Below are 24,035 nucleotides of genomic sequence, written 5' to 3' on the forward strand. Positions count from 1 at the left end.
GTAATAATTAGTGTTAATGGCACAAAATTCCTAATGGACAACAGAACAAAAAGCTCAGGTTCTTCACTAGCTCAAAGGCTCATCACCAGCTTCCAAAACGTCTGGATCACTCTCTATAGCTCGGTTAACGAGTTTTTCATTAAGAGATTTGTTAGCTTTTGCTCCCAATCTTTTTAATCGTTCAATACGGCCTACCAGGTTTCCAGAACCTACTGTAAGCTTGTTCATACTAGACTTATAGGTTTTTTGTACCGTATCCATTTGGGTGCCTACTTTGATCAAATCTTCTGTAAGTCCTACAAATTTATCGTACAAAGCCCCAGCAGCAATTGCAATGTCCAGTGCGTTTTTTTGCTGTTTTTCATTTTGCCACATGGTATCAATCGTACGTAAGGTAGCCAGTAGGGTGGTAGGGGTAACAATCACTATATTTTTATCAAAAGCTTCACTATACAAGTTGCCGTCAAGATTTAAAGCCATAGCAAAAGCAGGCTCGATAGGCACAAATAGCAAGACAAAATCAGGACTTTCTATATGGTAATCGTGATAGTTCTTTCCAGAAAGGTCGGTCACGTGTTTTTTAAGCGATGCTACGTGCTCTTTTAGATAACGTTGTTGCAGCTCTTCATCTTCTTCATTGATAAAACGCTCGTACGCATTAAGAGATACTTTTGAATCGATCACCATTTTCTTGCCTCCTGGAAGGTGGATCACTACATCGGGAAACAAGCTTCTTCCATCTTCAGTTTTAATGCTTTGCTGTACTTCGTATTCAGATCCTTTTTCAAGACCAGATTTTTCTAGCACTCGTTCCAGTACCAACTCTCCCCAATTCCCACGCATTTTTGAATCTCCTTTTAATGCTTTGGTGAGGTTGTTGGTTTCTTTACTCATTTGTTGGTTGAGTTCTTTAAGACCTAAAATCTGTTGTTTTAAGGCGCTTTGACGGTCTATGGTATCTTTATGTGTGTCTTCTACACGCTTTTCAAAACTTATGATCTTTTCTTGTAGCGGACTCAGAATTTGTTCTATATTTTTTTTGTTTTGGTCGGTAAACTTGATGCTTTTTTCATCTAGAATTTTGTTGGCGAGGTTCTCAAATTCTTTGGTAAACTTTTCATTGAGTTTTTCTATTTCCCCTTGTGCTTCTGTATGCTTTTCTTCCGCTTTCGCGAAAGCGGTACGTTGCTCAGCAAGTAATATATTTAAGTTCTCTTTTTCAATAGCGATCTCGCGATATTCTTTATCTAGTCTTTGAAGTCGACCAGCCAATTCTTGCAGGTTTTCTAGTTTTTGCTCTAATTGTGCGCTGTACTGGCTATTTTCATGTCGCAGTTGATCGCGTTCTTCTAAAGCAGGCTGCAATTTGGAAAGTTGAGAGTCCAATTGATTTTTCTCTGATTCTAGAAGATTTATAGTTCCTGCGAAACGTGTTTTTGCAAAAAACCAAGCCACAACAGCACCGATCAACACACCGATGGTCAAAAACAACAACCAATTCAATTCTTGAGACATAAAAATACATTTATGGTAAAAATACGACCTGTGCTCCCGTCTTAAAATAATAAGGGCATCTAGTTATCCACAAGTCTAATAACAGCTTAGAAAGGTGCAGGTACGTGAATCACAACAGGTTTTAAAGTTACCGGATGTGTAAATTCCAGTTGCTCTGCATGTAAGTACAATCGGTCTTTTTTAAAACCGTATAGATCATCGCCTATAATTGGGCAGTTCAGTCCTAAGGGATGGGAGGCATGAACACGCAACTGATGCGTGCGACCTGTTATGGGATAGAAATACACCCTAGTTTTGCCATCTTTACGCTCCAAAACCTCAAATTTTGTTCGAGCACTTTTACCGTACACAGGATCTACCATTTGAAAAGGACGGTTATCCAGATCAACGCGTAGAGCCAAATCAATAAACCCAATATCTTCTTTTACTTCCCCTTCCAATAAAGCCACATACCGCTTTTTAACGCTGCGGTTTTCAAACTGTTCTTGTAGTTTTTTATGAACTTCTAAGGATTTTGTAAGTACTAAGATTCCAGAAGTACTCATGTCCAGTCTATGAACTATAAGTGGTCCAGTAGCTTGAGGAAAACGCTTCTTCATTCTATACTCCACAGAATCTTCTATAGTTTTACCCCGCACAGAAAGGAACTCCTCTGGCTTATTTACTGCCATAATATAATCGTCCTCATAAATGAGTGAAAGTTCTTTCCCTACAGCAGGATTGATCAACATAGGGTTATCATCCACCTCCAGACCTTGTAGCATGTGTTCTAGGATGGGTTCACATTTAGAACGACAAGACGGATAATAATGGCCGTGCTTTCTAATTTGTGATTTTAGAGATGCTCCATACCAAAACTCTGCCATCGCAACTGGTTTTAAATTGTTGCGATATGCATATTGCAACAATTTAGGTGCAGCACAGTCGCCAGTACCCGAAGGTGGAAAGTAGGGCGGTATATTTTTAAAAAGGTGTAGGGCATTTTTAGAAACTCCCTTTGCATTGAGGAATTGATACTGTTCAAAAATCCAACTCTGAAGCTTGTTGGATAATTCCTTCCGGGCTGTTTTATACTCTTTAATTTCTTCCTCATGTATGGCAATAGCTTTTTCTAGCGGAGCCTTCTTCGCATTTAAAAACACCTGGTATTCCTTTAAAAGAAACTTGGCATGCATTCCCTTTGTTTGATGCAAATCCAGTAATTTTTGATAGGCGCTCTCAGTTAGAGAATGCACTGCCTCTTCACGTTGTTTTTTACGCTCGGCTTTAAGTTGTGAATGTTTTTTACGCTGATTGTAGAGCAGCAGCTCGTTTTCTTTTTCTAATTTTTGAAGCTGTTTTTTATTTTTCAGGTAAAGGACATCCTTTTCTAAGATAGTGATTTTTTTATTCCAGACATCGAGCTGAGAATTTTCTTTGAAATAATTACTATTCTCTGAGAACATATTGAATACTAAAGGAACAAATAGAGAATCCTTTTGTTCTCCAGTAATGACACCAGAATAAGCCCATAGATGTCCCAATTTTCCGGAGCTATCTTCTACAACTAGAACTCCAAACATCTTTCCAAGAGGGTGCTGGTAATTTTTGGGTCCTAAATTCAAATCGTAAAACCAATTTTTAAACCCATCTAGATAGGTTTTTAATTGTTGTACAGCTTCTACCGCCAGTGGATGTGGCTCGTAAAGAAAGGGAAAAGTGAATTTTGAAGGCACATCGATAGTTTCTTTTAGATCAAATCGGTGCAAAATAGAATTCATTAAATAGAAGGATTTGTTAATATAACAAAGGTAGGATTAAAAGATTGCTTCTAGGAACTCTTAAATGGGAACGCAGTTGGAGGACATGCGCTTAGTACAGGTTGGATACAGTTAATTACAGTAAAAAAACCAACCTTTATACTTCCTGTTAAAACGTCAAATAAGCTATTAAGGCAAGTTTTTTTTGAAATTATTTTTTAGTAAACACGATGGCCACATTTTTTTCGTCTTCCTTGCTCATCTCAGAGGTGGCTTTTAATTTTTCAATAAAAACAACAACCTCTTTTTGAGAAGCTGGGCAGCCTAGGTTTACACCTTTTTCATTAAAAGAGTTGGTAATCACATTTCCTGATCCATCAAGAATGACCCAAAATGGCAGTCCAGCCGTTGCCCCTTTATATTTCTTTAATAACTCTCTAGAGCCAGGGTTTTCTAAGGATACGTTATTGCCATTTTCAAAAACAACGATTGGAAGCATCACATAATTTTCTTTAAAATAAGAAGCTACACTTGGATCTTTTAGTTGCTCATTCATGCGGTGACACCACCCACACCAAGAAGCTTCAAATTTAACGAGTACGTGTTTTTCTGAAGCTGCCGCCTCACTCAGTGCCTTTTTCATTAGCACATCGACAGTCTCTTGAGCCTTTGATAGGGAAGTGCCTGCGATTAGAAATACAACTAGAAGAAGAAGCTTGTTCATGTTTTTCAATTTTATCAGATAAATATACTAAAATTTATGCCCCTAAGCTTTGCATGCCTACTAAACTGTGGTAAAGTCCTGCTTGAGCAATTAAAGTTGCATGAGTTCCTTGCTCTACGATTTCCCCTTTTTTCATAACTACAATATGATCAGCTTTTTGAATAGTAGATAGACGGTGGGCAATGATTATAGAAGTTCTGTTTTTCATCACTTTCTCTAGGGCATCTTGCACCAGTCGTTCACTTTCGGTATCTAGAGCACTAGTAGCTTCATCTAGAATCAGGATTGGGGCATTTTTGAGTACTGCTCGGGCAATAGAAAGGCGCTGTTTTTGTCCACCACTGAGTTTATTCCCACTGTCACCAATATTGGTATAAATGCCTTCGGGAAGTTCTTTTACAAATTCCCAAGCATTGGCAATTTTTAAGGCCTCGATAATTTGTTCTTCAGACGCATTTTTGTCGCTTAAGGCCACGTTGGTAGCAATCGAATCATTGAATAAGATAGAATCTTGGGTCACAATAGCTATTTGATCTCTTAGACTTTTAAGCGTTACTTCCTTAATATCTAAGTCGTCTATGCTAATGCTTCCTTTTTCTACATCATAGAATCTGGTAAGTAAATTTGCTATAGTACTTTTCCCAGAACCACTTTGCCCCACTAGGGCCACACTAGATCCTTTCTTAATATGAAGGGAAAAGTTTTTGAGTACGGGTTCTTCCAAGTAAGAGAAGGTGATATTGTTGACGTTTATCGCTTTCGCGAAAGCGGGAATAGTTACAGCTCCTTGTTGATCTGCAATATCATTTTTAGTATGAAGTATTTCGAGCACACGCTGAGCAGCTGCATCGCCCTCTTTTACTTGATAACTGGCTTTTGACAGTGCTTTTGCCGGAGTTAAAATTCCATAAGCAAGTAACATAAACCCTATAAAAGTAGTCCCTTCAATATCTTGTTCTACAATAACAAGGCGACCACCATACCAAAGTAAAATACCTATAACCAAAATGCCGAGAAATTCACTAACTGGACTCGCTAGTCCTTTTCTGTGGTTAAGCTTGACCGCAAATCTATAAAGCCTACTGGTGCTATTTTGAAAACTTTCTTCTAACCTATTTTCAGCATTAAATCCTTTTATGACCTTAAGGCCACCCAGAGTTTCTTCCAGTAGGGACATGAAATATCCTTGTTCTTTTTGAACTTGATCGCTTCGTTTTTTAAGTTTCTTACCTATTCGAGAGATTAAAAAACCAGAAACAGGCAAAAATAGAAGCATAAAGATGGTCAGTTTAGGGCTGATAACAATCATAAGGGCTAGGGAGAATAGAATATTTAAAGGCTCCTTAACTATAAGTTCCAATATGGATAGAAAGCTGTTTTGTACTTGCAGTACATCAGCACTTGTTCTTGCAATTACATCACCTTTTCTTTTTTCAGAAAAATAGGCGATGGGAAGATGCACTATTTTAGAATACATATCATTTCTAATATCTCTCAAAACCCCATTGCGCAGAAACGCAATAAAGTACATTCCTAAATAACCGAATAAATTTTTCAAAAAGAAAAGGGCCAATACCAATCCTATGACCAGTAATAAGGCCGTTTCTTTGTCACCTATTTCGCTAGTGAGATAGAATCCCAAAGAACCTTTGATATAAGACATTAGGTCAAGTATTCCGGTCCACTCTGGTTTTGTGGTGACTTGTTGCGTCTTGTCAAAAAGAACATCGAGCATTGGAATCAATGAAATAAAACTCAAGGCTCCAAAAAAAGCAAAAAACACATTGCAAATTATATTGAGTATTCCATAGCCCTTATAGGGCTTAGCATACTGTAAAATCTCTTTAAAATAATTCATTGCTTACATGTCAAAACTGGCAAGAATGCCTTTAATTTTTTCTTCTAACTGCGCGCGAACGTTAGTATAATTTTCTACTTCATGCAGCGCTGTTTTTACCGAGATATAGAATTTTATTTTTGGTTCTGTACCACTAGGACGTGCTGCAATCTTTGAGCCATCGGCTAGATAGAAGATCAACACATTAGCTTTAGGAATATTAATGCGTTCATTTTTGTTCAATTGCTTGTTTATTCGAGTACTGGCAGCATAGTCTTCTATAATGGTGACATCTTGTCCACCTATCTGAGCAGGCGGGTTTTCCCTTAAATTTACCATCATTTGTTTGATCTCTTCTGCTCCAGAAATTCCTTTTTTAACAAGGGAAACGAGTTTTTCTTGATAACAGCCGTGTGTTAGGTAGAGTTTTATCAACTCTTTGTAAGTGGTAGAGTTATTCGCTTTCGCGAAAGCGTACATCTCACAAGCTAATAATGCTGCTGTAATAGCATCTTTATCACGTACAAAATCTCCTACCATATATCCAAAACTTTCCTCTCCACCACCTATAAAGTCTTGGCCAGGATAGTCTTCAATCATCTTTGCAATCCATTTAAAACCAGTCAGACCTTCTTTACATTCTACGTCATAGGAACGCGCTAAATCGTGCATCATAGGTGTAGAAACAATTGTAGAGCCTATAAATGGATTCTTTAAGGTTTTTAAATCGGTTTGCTTCAAAAGGAAATCGGTCATAGCAATCATGGTCTGGTTGCCATTAAGCAATAGCATGTTACCATCATTGTCTCGCACGGCAACACCTAAACGGTCGCCATCTGGATCTGTTCCTATTACAATATCAGCATGAATTTTATCAGCCAGATCAACAGCCATTTTTAATGCTTCTGGCTCTTCGGGGTTAGGAGATGGAACCGTTGGGAAATCACCATCTGGAAAAGCTTGTTCTTTAACGACATGTAAATCGGTATAACCCGCACGTTTCAACGTTTCTGGTAGTAAGGTAATACTCGTACCGTGAAGACTGGTAAAAACAATTTTTAATCGAGATCGATCTATATCACCAGCTATTCGGCCGGCTTTGATACTGTCTTCTATAAAGGCATTATCATCTTCCTCAGTAAGGAATTCTATCAATTTAGGATTTCCATTAAAATTGATGTCACTAAAGTCTGTGGATCCTATACTATCTAATATTTCTTGATCCTGTGGTGGGACCAACTGACCACCATCTTGCCAGTATACTTTGTAACCATTATACTCTGGCGGATTATGACTTGCAGTCAATACAACTCCTGCATGGCATCCTTTTGCTTTTACGGTGTAAGAAAGCAGTGGAGTAGGGCGCAACTCTGCAAAAAGATATACATGAATACCATTAGCACTGAAAACGTCTGCGACTACTTGTGCAAGTTCTTTAGAATTGTGTCGGCAATCGTAGGCTATAGCTACTTTTACTTGTTCCTTAGGGAATTGTTCAGTTAAATATTTAGAAAGGCCTTGGGTGTTTTTTCCTAAGGTATATTTATTAATCCGGTTGGTTCCCACTCCCATAATACCTCGCATTCCACCAGTACCGAACTCCAAATCTTTGTAGAATGATTCTTTAAACTCATCATTATCTGCCGTGATTAAGGCTAGTGTGCGCGTTATGGTAGCCTCATCAAATGGCTCGTGAGTCCAGGATTGTGCCGTTTTAAGAATGTGGTCTTTATTCATGTGGGGTCATCTTATTTGCTTAGACAAATATAGGAATAAGTAGGCAGTAAAAAGAGTAGGCAGTAGGAAGGTTCATTTGTTTGCTATGCTCACAAATGTGAGTAGGCAGTAGATGGCATTGATAGTTGAGTAAGCAAAATGGAATACGCCTTCTGTGTGCTGTAGGAAGTAGTGACTGCCTACTCCAATTTACAGCTTGCTGTAAAACAGCCCGCCTACTGCTTACTAAATTTCTTCTGCCACTTTATAGCGAGTTCCTTGATGGCTATTTCTCAATATGAGTTCTCCTAAAAATCCCGCAATAAAAAAAAGGGTTCCTAGTATCATGCTGGTCAAGGCTATAAAAAACCAAGGGTTATTTGTCACTAAACTGTAAGGAAGATCGTATGTCATGCGGTAGAGCTTGGAACTGCCTACGTAGCCTGCAATTACAAAGCCTATCAAAAACATAATAACCCCTAAGCTACCAAAAAGGTGCATAGGTCGTTTCCCGTATTTTGAAATAAAGGCGATGGTAATCAAGTCTAAAAAGCCATTAATGAAACGTTCATAGCCAAATTTGGTACTGCCGTATTTCCGTGCTTGATGAACCACTTCTTTTTGAGTAATCTTTTTGTATCCAGCGTTTTTGACCAAAACTGGAATATAACGGTGCATCTCTCCGTGAACATCTATGTTTTTTACGACTTCACTTTTGTAGGCTTTTAAGCCGCAATTGAAATCATTGAGTTTTACACCGCTGGTTGTGCGGGCTGCCCAATTAAAAAGTTTGCTGGGTAAGTTTTTAGAAAGAACACTATCGTATCGTTTCTTTTTCCAGCCACTGACAAGATCAAAGTTCCCTTCTGTAATCATTTGATACAACTCTGGGATCTCATTTGGAGAATCTTGAAGATCTGCATCCATGGTAATAACTACGGTTCCTTGAGCGAGTTCAAAACCTGCGTGCAAGGCCTGAGACTTCCCGTAATTCTTTTGAAACTTAATACCTTTAATTCGATTAGGATTTTGATTTTCATTTCGCTTTCGCGAAAGCTCACTGATAGCATCCCAACTGGAATCGGTACTTCCATCATCTATATAAATAACCTCGTAAGATAATTGGCTACTTTCTAAGACGCTATCGATCCACGCCTGTAATTCTGCAAGCGAATCTGCCTCATTAAGAAGCGGTATGACAATGGAAAGAGCTGTTTTTTGCAATGGGTTTAAAAGTTTTTGGAAGCACAAAGATAAATCGCTTCTTATAATTTATTCTGGTATTTTGTTAGATACCCTACGCGGAATCTTACTTATTATTAGTCCAGTAATGAGTCCAGGGACCGTAAACATCAGTGTTTTTGTAGCAAAGCCTAAGGCAAATTCTGACAAAGAAAAAGCAGGCTCTTTAAACACGTTTACTTGAGCTAGATTGCTCTGACTCTTGTCATTAATACCTCGCCATGCTTCTAATAAAATTTCTTTGGCGTTGGTATCTATATGGTTGAGTAAAAGGTAATAAGTAACTGATTCTGTCAGAAAAATAAGAACAATACAGATAAAGTAAGCTAATATAACCTGTTTAAAAGAAACGTTGCCTTTCATAGTTATTCTGGCCCATATTTGCGAAATCACGCCAAAAAAGATAGGGTAAATATATATAGAGGTGTTGAATAGCGGATTTAAATAATCTTGGGCCTGCCACATGTACATATAAACGGCTAGGGTTACTAAAGCTCCTGCAAATCCTAAAATAAAAGAGTTTCTCTTGATCGTTTGTTCCACAAAAATAGGTTTTAAATAACAACGCAAATATAAAGCTAGGAAGTGTGGTTTTAAGGCTTACCTTTGTTTTAAATTAATTTGGAATCAAAAGGTTGTTATTTAAAGAAAAATAAGTAAATTTGCAGCCGCAAAAGAATAAGATTTAAGTCATGCAAAAAGGAATACACCCAGAGAATTATAGATTAGTAGCGTTTAAGGATATGTCTAATGAAGAGATTTTCATTACCAAATCTACTGCAAATACTAGTGAGACCATCGATTTTGAAGGAACAGAATATCCATTGATCAAATTGGAAATTTCTCGTACATCTCACCCATTCTACACGGGAGAGAGCAAACTCATCGATACCGCAGGTCGTATTGATAAATTTAAAAATAAATACTCAAAATTTAAGAAGTAATTTTCTTAGAATTTTATTTTACTTAAAAAACGCCTAGCTAGTAGCTGGGCGTTTTTATTTTAACAACTGTCCCGTCCTAAAATAGCGATACACTAAAATTTAGTGTAATGAACAAGTCAGTAAAGAAGGGTTATGCAAAAAGAACCCAAAAAGACTACTCGCTCTTTTTAAGCTTCAAATAGTCGAAGAAATTGAGTCTGGTCAATTAGACAGGTTGTCTGCTCACCTTAAGTATGGCATTCAAGCCAGGTCAACGATTACCACATGGCTCAGAAAATATGGTACCTTTGATTGGGAGAACCTATCCGTTGTGACCATGGCAAAAACACCAGAACAAAGAATCATAGAACTAGAGGCAAAAGTCAAACTTTTGGAAAAGCAAAAGGCTCGAGCTGAACATCTTGCAGAAAGAGCTGATAAGAAGGTAATCATCTTTGATATGCTAGTTGGATATGGCAGAGAAAGAATATGGACATCGCTATCCAGAAAAATTACACGCCCGGTTATTGAACGCTTCAAAGAAGATCAAGAAGAAACAATAGTTTCCACCTGTAACTTACTTGGGCTGGACAGACAGGTATATTTATCCGAGCCATTAAATCTAGAACTCAAAAACAACATATCTCACAACAAGTTATTGAGCTGTCAGGGCTATACGTAGTATAATGCCTAAACTAGGCACTAGAAAGCTATATCATATGTTGAAAGATAAACTCTCTGCTATAAATGTAGGAAGAGATAAATTATTTAGAATACTCAGAGCAAATCATATGCTTATAAAACCTAAGAGATCCTATCATATAACCACAGACTCACATCATCGCTTTAGAAAGCATAAAAACGTTGTTTGTAATATGGTGATTAATAAACCAGAACAAGTATGGGTTAGTGATATCACTTATTAGGGACTGAGAAAACCCATCCTATCTAGCATTAATAACTGATGCTTATTCAAAAAGAAATCGTAGGATATAATGTCTCAGCAGTCTTTCTGTTAATGGAACACTACAAGCTCTTGAAATGGCCTTGAATAATAGAAAGTATAAAGATCAACCACTTATTCATCATTCTGATAGAGGATTACAATATTGCTCTAATGAATACCAAGAACCTACTTAAACAGCATGCTATTAAACCTAGTATACTGAAAAGTACGATCCGTACGAAACAGTTCAGAACGAGTGGAATACTCAAACAGAGTTTGATGTAGCAAAAAGTCAAATCTTTAGAAATAAAGAAAAGACTGGAAGAAGCTGCTGGTATTTATAATATAAGACCACATTTATCAAACTATATGCTAACACCACAGCAGATGCAAACAGAATAAACTTAAAATGAAAACAGTACAAATCAAAAAATCTCATTGAAGCTAGCTTCAATGAGATTTAAATAATAAATTTAATCTTTAATAATCTGTATCGTTTATTTAGGACTACACAAACTGTCCCGTCCTAACAAGGCTTTTAAATCATACCAGATCATTTATTTTCTGTTTCTTTATTCTAGAAGTATTTTAAATGAAAATAGTATAATTAGTTGAGTTAGATAAATGGTTGGATTTCTTTAAAAGGGTTTTAATAGATCTAAGGCCCCTAATAAAAGGGGTAAAAGTGTAAATATAAATCTACTCGTTTTCTGATACCCTACTTGAAGAAGTTATGCTTTATTAGTTCCTTTACTAAGCATATCTTTTTCATATTTATTGTGAACAGTAATCATAGCAAGTCCAAAAAGGCCAGCCACTACAATTAGGATAGTGCTTATCGCACCGTTTACTCCAAATGACATCCTTATTAAAATGGTAGATATGATAAATCCAGAGTTTCTAATGATCTTATGAAATTGATCAGTATAAAATAATGATATCAAAAGAAGAACGACATCAACTAAAATAAGGACGGTAAAAAATTCATCAAAGAATAGGTTGTTGATACTTTCAAAAGGTGCAAGATCGTTAGGCGTTAACGTAAAACCTATCGCCCAAGTGGTCAGGGTATACAAAGCCATAATAAAAAATAATGGCACCAAAACAACAGCGATTATTTTTTTCTTATAAATGAAGTTTTCTACTCGAGGCTTTGATTCATTTTCTTGAATCAATTTTCTTCTGCCCTGCTTTTGAAATAAAAATATCAAGTAAAACAACACTAAGGACCCTATTAGATCATAAGTAAATTGTAAATCTCCTTTTATTTCAAACCATTCTGAAGAAAGTTCTAGAGACGCTAAATCTTTAAATAATTTGCGAATAATGATCAAGGTTATTATTTCATACTGCTTAGTAATGTATGTTGTGATGGACTTAGGTAAATAATAAATAAGCAAGTAAACCTCGTAGATAAGTATAAATGAAAACGGAGTATAAACCGCTGATATAGGGTTCATTAATAATTCTGTATCAATTGATAACGCTATAAAATCAAACTTGAATAAATAAATCACTACTAGATGAATGAAAAAACTGAGTAGTGCAAGATTGAGAATCACCTTTTCTGTTCGTTCCCGTGTCTCATCAGAAAAAAACTTTTGAAATAGAAATAGCACTTTATTTTTTAGCATTTTTCACCTCTTTTTAAATAATACCTATTAGATATGTCGTTAGAACTAATATAAACTATTTTTTTTATTAAAAAAGTTATAAATTTTTAGGTAATATCTCACATCTATTTAGGTATTTTGGATCAGGAATTTATAACAACTGAGACCGAGAGCTCCCTGTTTTAAAAGGTTTTTTTCTAGATTCAATTTATAGTTCTTAAGTAATTGTGGGTGTTTATAAGGATCAGTGAACCCGAAGAATTGTTCATAGTTGAATACACTAATGACTAGAAAGTGGGGGTTATCAAACAATATTGTCTATAACAGAACCTGTAGGTTTTTCTTATTACAACAAAGGCTCAAATAAGTGGGCTAGAAGGAAACGCTGCAAACCGAGCTATGCTGAGAGAGGCTATTTGGTATTGAGATTTATAAATAAATGTGGTTCATTTAAATGACCTAAAACCGTTTTAATAAAAGGTTTTCCGTATTCCAATAAAAACAAAGACCATGACGGTGTATCCTAAAAAGAAAGGCAGTATAACAGATTTAAAGCCTCCTACCAGAAAGATAGAAATGAGTAATAATTGAAACCCTAGACCAAAAGTAGAGATGCTCGTCATTAACCATTTGGGAAATATTTTACCAGTACCTGCATTAGTATCTAGGGCATATATAGCTTTGTCAAAAGCACCATAGAAAAATACGTACAAACGAAAAAGAATATTTACATGTTGTTGATGCTCTCCTTTTAATGCTACCGGTGTTTTGGTTTCAAACACCCGACTGGTGGTATCCCCATCAAATTTATTTCGCAAAATTACATAGTAGTAATTGTATAGTGTTCCCTGCAATTGCAATCCTAAAAATGCACCAATACAAATCCATAAAGGAGTATCTGTAATGAACCATATAGAAAGGAAAAACAGCGCGTTTAGTATAATGTCTGCAACAGAATCTAAATAGCGACCGGTGTAGGATGGTTTTTGTTTTACTCGAGCCAGTTCACCATCTGCAGCGTCAAGGATGGATTTGAAAATCAAAAAGAATGCAGCCAACCAAAAATATTCCTGTAGAATACAATAAATAGCACTGAGTCCTGATATGATAAAACCTATAGTCACCTGAACAGGAGTGCACGAAGTGTTTTTTAAAGAGTTGGCGATCATTCTTGCTACTGGTCTTCCATAATCGGAAAGATCAATAAACTTATGCTCTTGGGGTAATTTGGACATGTAATGTCATAGAAAAGTACTGTGGAATATACCAATTTAGAAAGCAGCAAAGATACGCTTAAATCCTAGTTCATAAATTGGTTTTACAGAAGTAATGACCTTATGAATGCGCATACTTAAAAAATTGCGGGTACGGTCCAGCAGTTGCTGCGACAACTAATCCAACGGGTGGTACGTTGACCATGAATGCGGACGGTACGTATACATTTGTTGGCACAACACCAGGCGTTTACACGTTCTTGGTTCCAACATGTGCACCGGGACAAACGGTAAACTGTCCAGAAGTTCCATTACAAATTACGGTTTTGGATCCAATGGCTCAGGATAATGAACCGGTTGTTAATCCAGATGTTGCGACAGCAGGATTTAACACATCAGTTGTGATTGATGTGTTGGTAAATGACGCGGCAGGTAATATCGGCGGTGCATTGAATACTGGTTCAGTAGCGGTTGTAACAGCTCCAACAAATGGAACAGTTACTGTGAATGCTGACGGAACAGTTACCTATACACCAAATGCTGGCTATGTTGGAACGGATAGTTTTACATACACTGTTTGCGATACAGTAACACCGCCAAACTGTTCGGAAGCTACGGTTTACGTAACGACTTTACCGCAAGGTGCAGCACCGCAAACGACAGCATCAGACGATTATGTTTCAGTGATTGCGAGTCCAGATGGCACCACCAGTGTTGGAGGCAATGTGTTAGACAACGACAACAGTACGGATGCCACCGCAACTTTGACTGCCAGTTTGGTGGAAGGACCAACTGCTGGGGAAGGTACGCTTGTATTTAACGCCGATGGAACTTACACATTCACACCAGCACCTGGATTTACAGGTACAGTGGAAGTAGTGTACACGGTATGCGACGATAACACGCCCGCAAACTGTACAGAGGCAACGCTTTATATCGTTGTACAATCTGGTGATTCTGATGGAGATGGTGTTTTTGACTTACAGGAAATATTAGATGGTACAGACCCTAATGATCCTTGTTCATTCGATCCTGAAAGTCAAGATGTATCTCTGGCATCTCCAGAATGGTTTAATTTAGATTGTGATGGTGACGGAGTAACCAATGGACAAGAGCTTATAGATGGTACAAATCTTAATGACCCCTGTTTATTTAATTATGAAAGTCAAGATTTATTATTAGTGTCACAAGAGTGGTTAGATGGAGATTGTGATGGCGATGGTGTAACTAATGGGCAAGAGATTTTAGATGGAACAGATCTATTAGACCCTTGCTCTTTAGTAATAGCAAATCAGATACTAGACAGTCCAATATGGGATTTATTAGATTGCGACGGTGACGGAGTAATTAATTTAGATGAAATATTAGATGGGACCGATCCACAAGATCCCTGTTCATCTGATCCTTTAAGCATAACTTTACCACTATCAGAAGAATTTTTGGAAGGGGATTGTGATGGTGATGGTTTAACCAATGGACAAGAGATAGGTCCAGAACCAACAAAACCATTGGATTCTAACGACAATGGCATCCCTGATTATTTGGAGATTAATAACAATCAACCATCAGAAGATGATTTGGAGGTATTTACATTAGTGACACCAAACGATGATGGTGATAATGATGTTTTGGTAATTCGGAATATTGAGTTATATCCAGATAACAACATAGAGATTTATAACAGATGGGGTGTTAAGGTATATGCATGTAATGGCTATGGACAAAACGGCAACTTTTTCAGGGGCGTTTCACAAGGAAGAGCAACGATTAATACATCTGCAGAGTTACCTGTTGGAACTTATTGGTACATTTTGAGATATAAAAATACTAATGACATTTGGAAAGAACGCGTAGGATATTTATATCTGACCAGATAGAAAAACTTAATACGACTGTCATGTTTTTTTGCAATACTTTTTTAAAGAAGATCAAAATGAAAAGAATTTTAGTTTTATTTTTTAGTTTAAACGTTGGTATACTTGCTTTCGGTCAACAGGATGCTCAGTTTACAAATTATATGTACAATACAATGAATATTAACCCTGCATATGCAGGATCTAGAGGTATTACAAGTATATTTAGTATGCATAGGACTCAGTGGGTAGGTTTAGTTGGCGCACCGACAACTAATACATTTTCGATTCACGGTCCTATACGTGATACCAATTTAGGCATGGGTGTAAATGTAATGAACGACGCTATAGGTCCATCTAACGAAAGTACTATATCTTTAGATGTATCTTATACGGTGCCAACTTCAGAAAATTTTAAGTTAGCTTTTGGACTGCGATCAACAGTAAATTTACTAAATGTTGATTTTACTAAATTAAATATTTATAACACCGGCGATGCATTGTCGCAATACAATATCGATAACAGATTTTCTCCAAATTTTGGAGTTGGAATTTATTGGTATTCAAGTCGAACTTATATAGGGTTATCTGTTCCAAATTTTTTAGAGACTTCCCATTTTGATAAAGGACAAACGAGTCTAGGCGCGACATCGGTAGCTAAAGAACGAATGCACTATCATTTAATGTTAGGTCATGTTTATGATGTTGATTACTGGATACAGTTTAAACCTGCTTTTTTGGCTAAAATAGTTGAGGGTGCTCCATTGCAAATAGATGTATCAGCTAATTTTTTATTTAATGAAAAATTTACATTAGGAATGGCTTATCGTTGGGATGCTTCCATAAGTTTGTTGGCAGGATTTCAGGTAAATGATAATATGTTTATCGGCTATGGCTATGATAGTGAAGTAACCAATTTAGTAAACTATAATTCAGGATCACATGAATTGTTTTTACGTTATGAATTCAGTAGAAAGAAACAAGTAGTATCACCTCGATTTTTTTAAAATAGTATGAAAAAACAAATTATATATTTCCTGTTAGTTTTATTAATTGCTGGATCTAAAGTTTTGGCTCAACAACATAAAATAGATGTGGCTCAAAAAAAATATAATCAATTAGCCTACGGTGAATCGATAAATATTTATGAAGAGCTTGCAAAAGATGGTCACAAATCAAAAGAAATGCTAGAAAATTTAGCTAATGCATATTTTTACAGAGCTGAATTTGCATCTGCAAAACGATGGTATGATTCGTTATTTCAATTTACCAAAGATGTATCAGCAAACACTTACAGCAAATATGTCAGTACTTTAAAAACACGACAAGAGTATACTAGGGCTGATCAAATTATGTTGCAAATGGGTGAGAAATACCCAAATGATTTGCGTTTTAAGGTGTATGCTGCTAATAAAGATTACTTAAAAAACATTAAGGAATCGCCTACCACAAGTAAAATTAGCAACGCAGGAATAAATAGTGCTAATTCAGATTTTTCACCTGCTTTTTTAGGAGATAGCGCTATCGTCTTCAGTTCTACTCGCGCAACACAAAAAGCCATGCTTAGCAAACACGTTTGGACTGGGGAGGCTTATACTAATTTATTTTTAGCAACTCGATTACATAAAAAAGGTAGCCATGAAAAGGATAGCATTTCTGCCCCAAAAGCACTAAACGGTGAAATTAATAAATATTATAACGAATCTTCGGCAGTATTTACTAAAGACGGTAAAACAATGTATTTCACTAGAAATAATCAATTGAAAAATAAAGCAAAGACCGATACGTTAAATTCGGTTTTATTAAAAATATACAAAGCTACCTATGACGGAAAAAAATGGGGAAACGTAGAAGAACTTCCGTTTAACAGTGATAATTACGGATGTGCACACCCTGCATTATCCGCCGATGAAAAAGAATTATTCTTTTCATCAAATCAACCCGGTTCAAAAGGTTTGTCGGACATTTACAAAGTAGCTATTCTTGATAACGATACCTTCGGTAAACCCGAGAATTTAGGAGATAACATCAATACAGAAGGTAGAGAAACTTTTCCGTTTGTAACCAATGATAATGTGCTCATTTTTGCTTCAGATGCCCGAGCAGGATTAGGAGGATTGGATTTATATTATGTGCATCTTGATAGTGAAAAAAAAGAAATAAAAACTTTTGGCGTTCCAATAAATTCAACCCAAGACGATTTTGGACTTATATTTAAAGACACACTACAAGACGGTTTTTTTACGTCTAATCGTGCCGAAGACAATCTAGGAAAAGATGATATCTACAGCTTTAAATCTTTAAAAATTCCTAAATTATGTAACGTATCAGGAACAGTACTTGAAGAAGTCTCACGCACATCGCTAGCAGCGCAAGTAACATTATTTGATGAATTTAAAAACAAAATTACACAGACAGCGGCTGTTGACGGTAAGTTTCTGTTTACCGATTTAGAACAAGGCAAAAATTATTTTATTACAATTACCCACCCTGATGTTGATCCCTATGATGAACCTTTAATAGTTAAAGAAAAAGAAACAACGGTTGTATATGCGCTAAAGAAAAAAGAATTAGAGATAGTAGAGGTAGATTTATCTAAAATACTATCAATCCCAGTCATTTACTTTGATTTAGACAGACATTTTATTCGAACAGATGCAGCTTTGGAATTACAAAAAATTGTGGATATAATGAAGGAGTATCCTCAAATACGAATCGATATTCGCTCGCATACCGATAGCCGAAGTTCATCAGTGTATAATCAAAAATTATCGCAAAGAAGAGCCGACGCGACTAGAGAATGGTTGATTACTCATGGCATTGCACCAAAGCGATTAACTGCACACGGTTATGGTGAGTCAAAACTGTTAAACGAGTGTGTAGATGGTTTAAAGTGTTCGAAGGAACAACACCAAGCCAACCGCCGCTCTGAATTTTTTATTATTAATTAACATTTTAAACCAAATCTATAGTTATGAAATTCTCTAAAAAGAGTATCAAGCAATTACCTGTAGATCTGCAAGTTGATGAAAAGGAGATAATAAAATTTTATCAGCAGCTTGTTAAAATGAAAAAAAATCGCCCTCATATCAATTTGGTTAATTTATTAAAAAGGTGCTATCCAAATCACAGCAAATTCATTGATGATTTGGTTGATAAAGAATCAAATTAACAATTTGTCTAGTTCTAAATGATCTGTAACTATTAGTTAGGCCCAAACATGGATAAATTCATTTCCATAGTTCCAGGTGCATGATCCCTAATTCTTAGATCTGGAATGATTTTATCTGAGCCACATTTATTGCAATTCATTCTATTTTTTTTAATTTTTTACCTGATGATCTCGCTTTCGCGAAAGCGGAAAAAACAACATACTACAACCCGAAATTTATCCCTACCACAAAGGCGCCATAACTTCTACCGCTGGTCATGCTGTACACATAATCCACACGAAATGGTCGGAACTTGCCCAAACCGATGTTATCAATCCCAGCACTGGCCTCAAAATAGGGCTTGAGCTCTGTAAATAGTGCCTTACCGCTTAGAATCAGATCGTAGTTCAATTGGTTCAATCCAGGGATTTTACCCAGTACAAAACCTTTAAAATCGTGCTGAAGATGGAATTGTGCATAATCACAGTTGGTGCTGTAATCGTAGTAATTCAATAAGCCAAAACCATAAGGATTCAAGGCGGCTAACTTGTAGCGCAACCTGTTGCCATTAAAATGCTGGTAGTCCACAAAAGAGATGTCCTCTCCATTGAGAAACGTACCGCCATTTACCCAGTAACTGCTGCGGCCTAAGTTGCCCATGTCAAAGCTTTGGTAAAGGTTGGCACTGAACTGGTGAAAGTTATTGCGACTGTCATTTGCTCCTATACCACCTTCATACCTCAAAGAAATAGTCGGGTATTTTTCATTGCGTATGTTGAACTTCTGGTCTGGGTAGCTCTGGTACTTCTGTCCAGGACGTATAGTAACCGCAAGGCCAACTTTAAATAGCTCGTGCTCGGTTATAGAGGCAAAACGGTTGTTGTCTAGCGCGACAGGGTTGTTACTGGTATAATCTACATCACTTTGTTTAAACCACACCTGATCTGTAGTGTTTTGAAGCGGCTGCCTTCTCTCATAATTAGCACTTGCCGTTAAGAAAAACCCGTTTGCGACTTCCTCATAAAAGCTTGCTCCAGCAAAATTCACTTCGTAGAATTTGGCAAAATTACGTTCAAATGCCAGACTAGAAAGGGTGTTTTCTAGCGTACTGATAGGTTCTGAGTTATTGATTTGTCGCGCTTCTGTACCCGCAGATAAGGAAATAGTTCTTCTGTTGGTTCTGTTGAATCTGTAATTGGCGTTTAGCGTATACCTCAATCGGTCGTCTGAAATCCCGTAATTGATAGCTGCATTCACATAAAGATTGCGGTTGTAATCGTCATCATAACCTTTGGAATAGCTCAGTGCTGTCCCGATCACATGACCTTGCACCGTATTAAAGCCTTTAAAAGAACCTGGGCCCAACAGTCCATCATAGCTCCACCTTTCATTTTTCTCGCTGTTTCTATACGTATACCCATTTAAAGGATCTAAGATCTTGAACTTATTATTGACCCGATCTACACTGTCTTTGTATTTGGGGTCGTTGCGCACTGTAGCGATGCTGTCTTTTTTTACATACTCTTTATCTTCCTCTAGCGTGAGTGGAACGGGTCGTTTTTGATTCCAATAACTGCTGTCTTTTTTATTAGCATCTTTTTCAAAACTCAACACCTCTGCACCAAAGGACTTTTTATCAAAAGCTGGCTTAAAATCATAATTGGTATAATTGGCGAGGAACCTACCATTTCCTTTAAATCCAAAAAAGCCAAATTTAAAATCAATACTCTGGGAACGTTTTACCCAATCGCCACTACTAGGCTCATAAGTAAAGTCTTGATTAAAGGTGAGCTTCTCGATGGCTGGTACGTTGATGTTTTCGCCTAGGGTGCTCATTTCCAAGCCGTAAATGGTCCATTGATCTTCAACGATATATAGGATTCCATTAAAAGTAGTGTCCTTAGGACGTCGTGAGATCACCTCTATTTTATTGATCAAGAATTGGTTCTCATCATAGAAAGTACCTAGTAACTTGTATTTGTAATAGCTAAAAGCATAGTCTGCGATAGGAGAGACGATGCGGTTATTGAGATCTATAGTGTTGTTGTAAAAATCAAAGTTTGCGCTCTCGGCACTATTAGCACTAAAGCCGTTATCGTCTCCAGATATTTTACTGGCAATAATACGTTCCTTAAAATGATCAGGCGCTTCATAAGCGATTTTAGAAACTGTTTCAGATAGGTAAATCACACCGCTACGAGATACGGAGTCCAAAGATCCTTCTAAGTCGCCTATTTCTTGTCCTAAAAATTTTTCAGGTACATCTTCCAAACGCCAGATACCACGGGAGTAAAAGTCTGCTTTGTAGCTGGAAAATTTCTTTCTATTGGCTTCTCTGTTGGCAATAGCTTCACGTATGACGCGGTCTGCTGGGTTTTCATTAGAATTGATCACCACAGTGTCTAACGAGGCAATTTCTTCTTCTAGTACTATGTTTTGCACCTGTCCATTCTTTGTAAAAGCGACAGAAATGGTTTTGGGCCGGTATCCTAAGGACTGGTAAACGATCTCGTAGGTCTTGAATTCCGCTAATTTCAGCGTGTAACTCCCATTTTGATTGGTTGTTGTTCCTGTATAAGTGCCTTTGATGTAGATGGAGGCAAAAGCTATAGGCTCATTGCTCGAGTCCGATAAGGTACCTGTGAGTTGCGCTTTCGCGAAAGCAGAAACCAGCAAAGCAATAATAAAGGAAATAGCAGTTTTAGTAATAAAATTCATTTGGTCGGTGGTTGGAGTGCAAATTAATAAAGCTTTTGTCAGTGTAGGTGTTAATGATCATTACCTATTGTTAAGACGTTATAAATGTAATAAAGTTGCCTGAATAGAGAGAGTGTTTTTCAGTTGCGTTTATGGGGTTGTAGCTGATATCGATAACAATTAAGTTGGTGTTGTTTTTATCTGCAAGATGTTAAAACGTAGCGACTGTATATTTCATAATGTTTGGTGCGGCAAAAGAGAAGAACAACAAAAAACTCCCTTCAAATTTAGTTGCAATCCAGTAAACGTATCTGAAGATAGAATTAACGATATTACCCCATCTATCATTTAAAGGGTGAACGTTTGGCGCTATTGGCAGGGCAAAAGGGAAAACAACAGAAATAGGTCGAGGTGCTTTTAATAGAATTAAAATTTTAATAGAATTAAAACAACGCCTAGGTGCGGTGCATTTTTTTTATTTGATCCAGGCGTTTTTTATTATCTCGATCTTTCATGGTCTCGCGTTTATCAAATAGTTTTTTACCTTTTGCTAATGCGATATCTATTTTAGCAAAACCTTTATTGTTAATGAATAATTTTAAAGGTATAATGGTGTTACCAGAGTTAGCTACTTCTTTTTCTAGTTTCTTGAGCTCTTTGCGATTCAAGAGTAACTTGCGCTCTGCTTTGGGAGCATGGTTGAAATAGGTCGCATGAGAATATTCCTGCACTGTCATATTGATGATGAACAGTTCATTGTTCTTGAATTCGCAAAAGCCTTCAGCAATACTGGCCTTACCTAATCGTATAGCTTTGATCTCTGTTCCTGCAAGGACTATTCCAGCGGTATATTTATCAATAAGCTCGTATTCAAATCGCGCTTTTCGATTCTTAATTTCTATTTTATTCTTAAAATCCATAATTAACAAATATACTTGAATCGATAGCAGAATCTCTTATATCTTTGTGAAATGAAAAAGAATGTTTTATTACTTTTTGCGATTACAACAATCCTTTTTTCCTGTACCAATACTGATCCAGATGCACGAGCTATAATGGATCAGGCAATGAATGCTCATGGTACCACTATTGCTGCAAAGGGAACCTTGTCTTTTAACTTTAGAGGTATTGATTACTCTGTAGAGCGGGATAATGGTCGTTTTGTATACCAACGTCATTTGATGATCGGGGCAGACACGATATTGGACCGTTTGGATAACAAGGGTTTTTCCCGTTACAGCAACGGTATGGAATTGCCACTAGCAGACTCACTTTTAACGCGTTACACTTCAAGTTTAAATTCAGTTATTTATTTCGCCCAACTTCCGTATAGTCTGGATGGTGAGGCGATCCAGCTTCAATACATTGCTCAAGATACCATTAATGGAAAAGCTTATCATGAATTGCAAGTAACTTTTAAAGAAGAAGGTGGGGGGGAAGATCACGAAGATGAGTTTATGTATTGGATCAATACGCAAGATCACCTGATTGACTATATGGCTTATTCTTACTGTGAAGAAGAATGTGGTTACCGCTTTCGCGAAAGCGAGAACCGCAGAAATATCAACGGTATAATTTTACAAGATTACAACAACTTCAAAGCTCTAAATGGAGATCCAGATCTTTCTAAGATGGATGATATGTTTGAAAAAGGAGAACTTCTTAAAGTAAGTGACATTGATTTAAAACGCGCTAGCTTTAAGAACAATTAAAAGCAGGCAATTATCCCAAATATTTTATTTTCAAATAGGCGGTATATCGTTCTAAGATAAGACTATTGCTTCTTACTACTTATCAGAAGTGGTATTCCTACTAATGCAAATGATGATGTGTTTAATCCTTAAATAGCCTTACACCAAACAAAGTGTAAGGCTATTTCAATGCTAGACATTTTATTTTTCAACAGGTAGGAACTCCATTTTTAATAAGAATAAAATCAAATCTAATTTCAACTAAACAGGTACTATCCCAACACCTCATTCAATAAAGCAGCAAGACGTACACCTCCTTTTTGTAATTGATCACGCAGCTTGTTGAAGTATTCATACATATAACGGTAACTTAGATTAGCTCCTTTTTCGGTATTGGCATAGATGTCTTTAACCATTACACGACTGTCTTTTAGCCAGTCTCTAGGAGTACCGCTCCCCATGGTTTTAACTTGCTTTCTAGTCAGGTTAGGCATGTTGTTAGCTAGTTCGGTATAAGACATTCCGTAGCTTTCTATCATTTTTGTATCCCAAACACTGTGTAAGTTAGTACCCGCTCCAAACCATTTCACTTTAAAATCATTACCTCCTTTATCCTCACTTAATCCAGTGTGAAGTGGCTGGTGCAGGTCTCCTATAAAATGGATCAATAGGCGCAATTGAAAGGCTTTTTCTTCTTTAGTAGCTGCATCCGATTTTAGAGCAGCGATACAGGTATCTATTGCTTGTATAATATCACCATTCTCATTTTTAGGATGATGTTCATAATCAGTTTCAAATGGAATATTCACATAATGCTGTGGGTCATATGACCTATATTTAGAGTCACTTTTTATCTCATCTGCATAAGTAGCAACCAGTGCAAGTGATTCACCATCTAGTAATTTTTCAATAGCCATTCTGGCTTTTTTAGTCAGGTACTGCTCTGCAATGGCACCAGTAGTTCTGTGACCTGTTTTTCCCCAATCGTCAGCATAGGCATGAAACGAGACACATAAAATAAGTGAACATAATAAGAATTTGCGCATAAGTAAATTTTTAAACGAAGGTAAGATGTCAGACTCACTGTAAAGTTATCCTATCGTTAAAAATATGCCTATATCAAATAGATATGAGTTATGTCCTGCTCTGAGAGGCAAAAGACAATTCCTAGAC

20 protein-coding genes are annotated in these 24,035 nt (G+C 36.8%); 8 read left to right on the plus strand and 12 right to left on the minus strand.

The features are described from left to right. Positions 1-66: 66 nt before the first annotated feature. From rmuC to KG732_RS09460, 7 genes are all read right to left on the minus strand, one after another. A complete protein-coding gene (gene rmuC, locus KG732_RS09430; protein WP_213522889.1) occupies positions 67-1,515 on the minus strand; it encodes a DNA recombination protein RmuC in 1,449 nt (482 codons plus the stop codon). An 86-nt stretch (positions 1,516-1,601) separates the two neighbouring features. Further along, entirely contained in the window at positions 1,602-3,275 is a 1,674-nt protein-coding gene (locus KG732_RS09435; protein ID WP_213522891.1) for a pseudouridine synthase, read from the minus strand. 190 nt (positions 3,276-3,465) lie between these two features. Continuing rightward, the gene (locus KG732_RS09440) at positions 3,466-3,978 is read right to left on the minus strand and encodes a thioredoxin family protein (RefSeq protein ID WP_213522893.1); all 513 of its coding nucleotides are present in this window, start codon (positions 3,976-3,978) and stop codon (positions 3,466-3,468) included. A gap of 34 nt (positions 3,979-4,012) precedes the next feature. Next, complete coding sequence (locus tag KG732_RS09445) at positions 4,013-5,836, minus strand: ABC transporter transmembrane domain-containing protein (protein ID WP_213522895.1); 1,824 nt, start codon at positions 5,834-5,836, stop codon at positions 4,013-4,015. Positions 5,837-5,839: 3 nt separating this feature from the next. Further along, complete coding sequence (locus KG732_RS09450) at positions 5,840-7,552, minus strand: phospho-sugar mutase (RefSeq protein WP_213522903.1); 1,713 nt, start codon at positions 7,550-7,552, stop codon at positions 5,840-5,842. A gap of 225 nt (positions 7,553-7,777) precedes the next feature. Continuing rightward, positions 7,778-8,755: a glycosyltransferase family 2 protein gene (locus KG732_RS09455; protein ID WP_213522905.1), complete on the minus strand. Its 978-nt coding sequence runs from the start codon at positions 8,753-8,755 to the stop codon at positions 7,778-7,780. A 48-nt stretch (positions 8,756-8,803) separates the two neighbouring features. Further along, positions 8,804-9,316 carry a DUF4199 family protein gene (locus KG732_RS09460; RefSeq protein ID WP_213522907.1) on the minus strand — a complete coding sequence of 171 codons (513 nt, stop codon included), beginning with the start codon at positions 9,314-9,316 and terminating at the stop codon, positions 8,804-8,806. A 149-nt stretch (positions 9,317-9,465) separates the two neighbouring features. Here KG732_RS09460 and KG732_RS09465 point away from each other — a divergent pair, with 149 nt between their 5' ends. The 3 genes from KG732_RS09465 (at position 9,466) to KG732_RS09475 (ending at position 10,622) form a co-directional block, all read left to right on the plus strand. Continuing rightward, positions 9,466-9,717 carry a type B 50S ribosomal protein L31 gene (locus KG732_RS09465; RefSeq protein WP_213522909.1) on the plus strand — a complete coding sequence of 84 codons (252 nt, stop codon included), beginning with the start codon at positions 9,466-9,468 and terminating at the stop codon, positions 9,715-9,717. A 214-nt stretch (positions 9,718-9,931) separates the two neighbouring features. Next, entirely contained in the window at positions 9,932-10,378 is a 447-nt protein-coding gene (locus KG732_RS09470) for a hypothetical protein (protein WP_213522911.1), read from the plus strand. A gap of 4 nt (positions 10,379-10,382) precedes the next feature. Next, a complete protein-coding gene (locus tag KG732_RS09475; protein WP_213522913.1) occupies positions 10,383-10,622 on the plus strand; it encodes a hypothetical protein in 240 nt (79 codons plus the stop codon). A gap of 751 nt (positions 10,623-11,373) precedes the next feature. Here KG732_RS09475 and KG732_RS09480 read toward each other — a convergent pair. Beyond that, the gene (locus KG732_RS09480; protein WP_213522915.1) at positions 11,374-12,276 is read right to left on the minus strand and encodes a hypothetical protein; all 903 of its coding nucleotides are present in this window, start codon (positions 12,274-12,276) and stop codon (positions 11,374-11,376) included. A 449-nt stretch (positions 12,277-12,725) separates the two neighbouring features. After that, on the minus strand, positions 12,726-13,490 hold the full coding sequence (locus KG732_RS09485; protein WP_213522917.1) for a CDP-alcohol phosphatidyltransferase family protein: 765 nt from the start codon (positions 13,488-13,490) through the stop codon (positions 12,726-12,728). 182 nt (positions 13,491-13,672) lie between these two features. On the opposite strand from KG732_RS09485, the gene KG732_RS09490 reads away from it, so the two are divergent. The 4 genes from KG732_RS09490 to KG732_RS09505 are packed head-to-tail and all read left to right on the plus strand — an operon-like array spanning position 13,673 to position 18,494. Next, a complete protein-coding gene (locus tag KG732_RS09490) occupies positions 13,673-15,346 on the plus strand; it encodes an Ig-like domain-containing protein (protein ID WP_300980420.1) in 1,674 nt (557 codons plus the stop codon). Between the two features lie 56 nt (positions 15,347-15,402). Continuing rightward, positions 15,403-16,329 carry a type IX secretion system membrane protein PorP/SprF gene (locus KG732_RS09495; protein ID WP_213522921.1) on the plus strand — a complete coding sequence of 309 codons (927 nt, stop codon included), beginning with the start codon at positions 15,403-15,405 and terminating at the stop codon, positions 16,327-16,329. Between the two features lie 6 nt (positions 16,330-16,335). Then, a complete protein-coding gene (locus tag KG732_RS09500; RefSeq protein WP_213522923.1) occupies positions 16,336-18,273 on the plus strand; it encodes an OmpA family protein in 1,938 nt (645 codons plus the stop codon). A gap of 23 nt (positions 18,274-18,296) precedes the next feature. Then, positions 18,297-18,494, plus strand: coding sequence for a hypothetical protein (locus KG732_RS09505; RefSeq protein ID WP_213522925.1), 198 nt, complete (start codon positions 18,297-18,299; stop codon positions 18,492-18,494). Between the two features lie 202 nt (positions 18,495-18,696). Here KG732_RS09505 and KG732_RS09510 read toward each other — a convergent pair whose 3' ends face one another. After that, on the minus strand, positions 18,697-21,192 hold the full coding sequence (locus tag KG732_RS09510; RefSeq protein ID WP_213522927.1) for a DUF5686 and carboxypeptidase regulatory-like domain-containing protein: 2,496 nt from the start codon (positions 21,190-21,192) through the stop codon (positions 18,697-18,699). 434 nt (positions 21,193-21,626) lie between these two features. Then, positions 21,627-22,091, minus strand: a complete 465-nt coding sequence (gene smpB / locus KG732_RS09515; protein ID WP_213522930.1) for an SsrA-binding protein SmpB — start codon at positions 22,089-22,091, stop codon at positions 21,627-21,629. Between the two features lie 51 nt (positions 22,092-22,142). On the opposite strand from smpB, the gene KG732_RS09520 reads away from it, so the two are divergent. After that, on the plus strand, positions 22,143-22,883 hold the full coding sequence (locus KG732_RS09520; protein ID WP_213522932.1) for a DUF6503 family protein: 741 nt from the start codon (positions 22,143-22,145) through the stop codon (positions 22,881-22,883). 251 nt (positions 22,884-23,134) lie between these two features. Here KG732_RS09520 and KG732_RS09525 read toward each other — a convergent pair whose 3' ends face one another. Continuing rightward, positions 23,135-23,908: a S1/P1 nuclease gene (locus tag KG732_RS09525; protein WP_213522934.1), complete on the minus strand. Its 774-nt coding sequence runs from the start codon at positions 23,906-23,908 to the stop codon at positions 23,135-23,137. Positions 23,909-24,035: the final 127 nt, after the last annotated feature.

It is taken from the genome of Nonlabens sp. (genome assembly GCF_018401815.1).
Classification (GTDB): domain Bacteria; phylum Bacteroidota; class Bacteroidia; order Flavobacteriales; family Flavobacteriaceae; genus Nonlabens.

Coding starts and splice junctions, on each gene's coding strand:
- KG732_RS09480 (WP_213522915.1), bottom strand. CDS start 12,276: ATGCTAAAAAATAAAGTGCTATTTCTATTTCAAAAGTTTTTTTCTGAT.
- KG732_RS09450 (WP_213522903.1), bottom strand. CDS start 7,552: ATGAATAAAGACCACATTCTTAAAACGGCACAATCCTGGACTCACGAG.
- smpB (WP_213522930.1), bottom strand. CDS start 22,091: ATGGATTTTAAGAATAAAATAGAAATTAAGAATCGAAAAGCGCGATTT.
- KG732_RS09505 (WP_213522925.1), top strand. CDS start 18,297: ATGAAATTCTCTAAAAAGAGTATCAAGCAATTACCTGTAGATCTGCAA.
- KG732_RS09465 (WP_213522909.1), top strand. CDS start 9,466: ATGCAAAAAGGAATACACCCAGAGAATTATAGATTAGTAGCGTTTAAG.
- KG732_RS09445 (WP_213522895.1), bottom strand. CDS start 5,836: ATGAATTATTTTAAAGAGATTTTACAGTATGCTAAGCCCTATAAGGGC.
- KG732_RS09520 (WP_213522932.1), top strand. CDS start 22,143: ATGAAAAAGAATGTTTTATTACTTTTTGCGATTACAACAATCCTTTTT.
- KG732_RS09435 (WP_213522891.1), bottom strand. CDS start 3,275: ATGAATTCTATTTTGCACCGATTTGATCTAAAAGAAACTATCGATGTG.
- KG732_RS09485 (WP_213522917.1), bottom strand. CDS start 13,490: ATGTCCAAATTACCCCAAGAGCATAAGTTTATTGATCTTTCCGATTAT.
- KG732_RS09495 (WP_213522921.1), top strand. CDS start 15,403: ATGAAAAGAATTTTAGTTTTATTTTTTAGTTTAAACGTTGGTATACTT.
- rmuC (WP_213522889.1), bottom strand. CDS start 1,515: ATGTCTCAAGAATTGAATTGGTTGTTGTTTTTGACCATCGGTGTGTTG.
- KG732_RS09500 (WP_213522923.1), top strand. CDS start 16,336: ATGAAAAAACAAATTATATATTTCCTGTTAGTTTTATTAATTGCTGGA.
- KG732_RS09490 (WP_300980420.1), top strand. CDS start 13,673: ATGAATGCGGACGGTACGTATACATTTGTTGGCACAACACCAGGCGTT.
- KG732_RS09525 (WP_213522934.1), bottom strand. CDS start 23,908: ATGCGCAAATTCTTATTATGTTCACTTATTTTATGTGTCTCGTTTCAT.
- KG732_RS09510 (WP_213522927.1), bottom strand. CDS start 21,192: ATGAATTTTATTACTAAAACTGCTATTTCCTTTATTATTGCTTTGCTG.
- KG732_RS09440 (WP_213522893.1), bottom strand. CDS start 3,978: ATGAACAAGCTTCTTCTTCTAGTTGTATTTCTAATCGCAGGCACTTCC.
- KG732_RS09475 (WP_213522913.1), top strand. CDS start 10,383: ATGCCTAAACTAGGCACTAGAAAGCTATATCATATGTTGAAAGATAAA.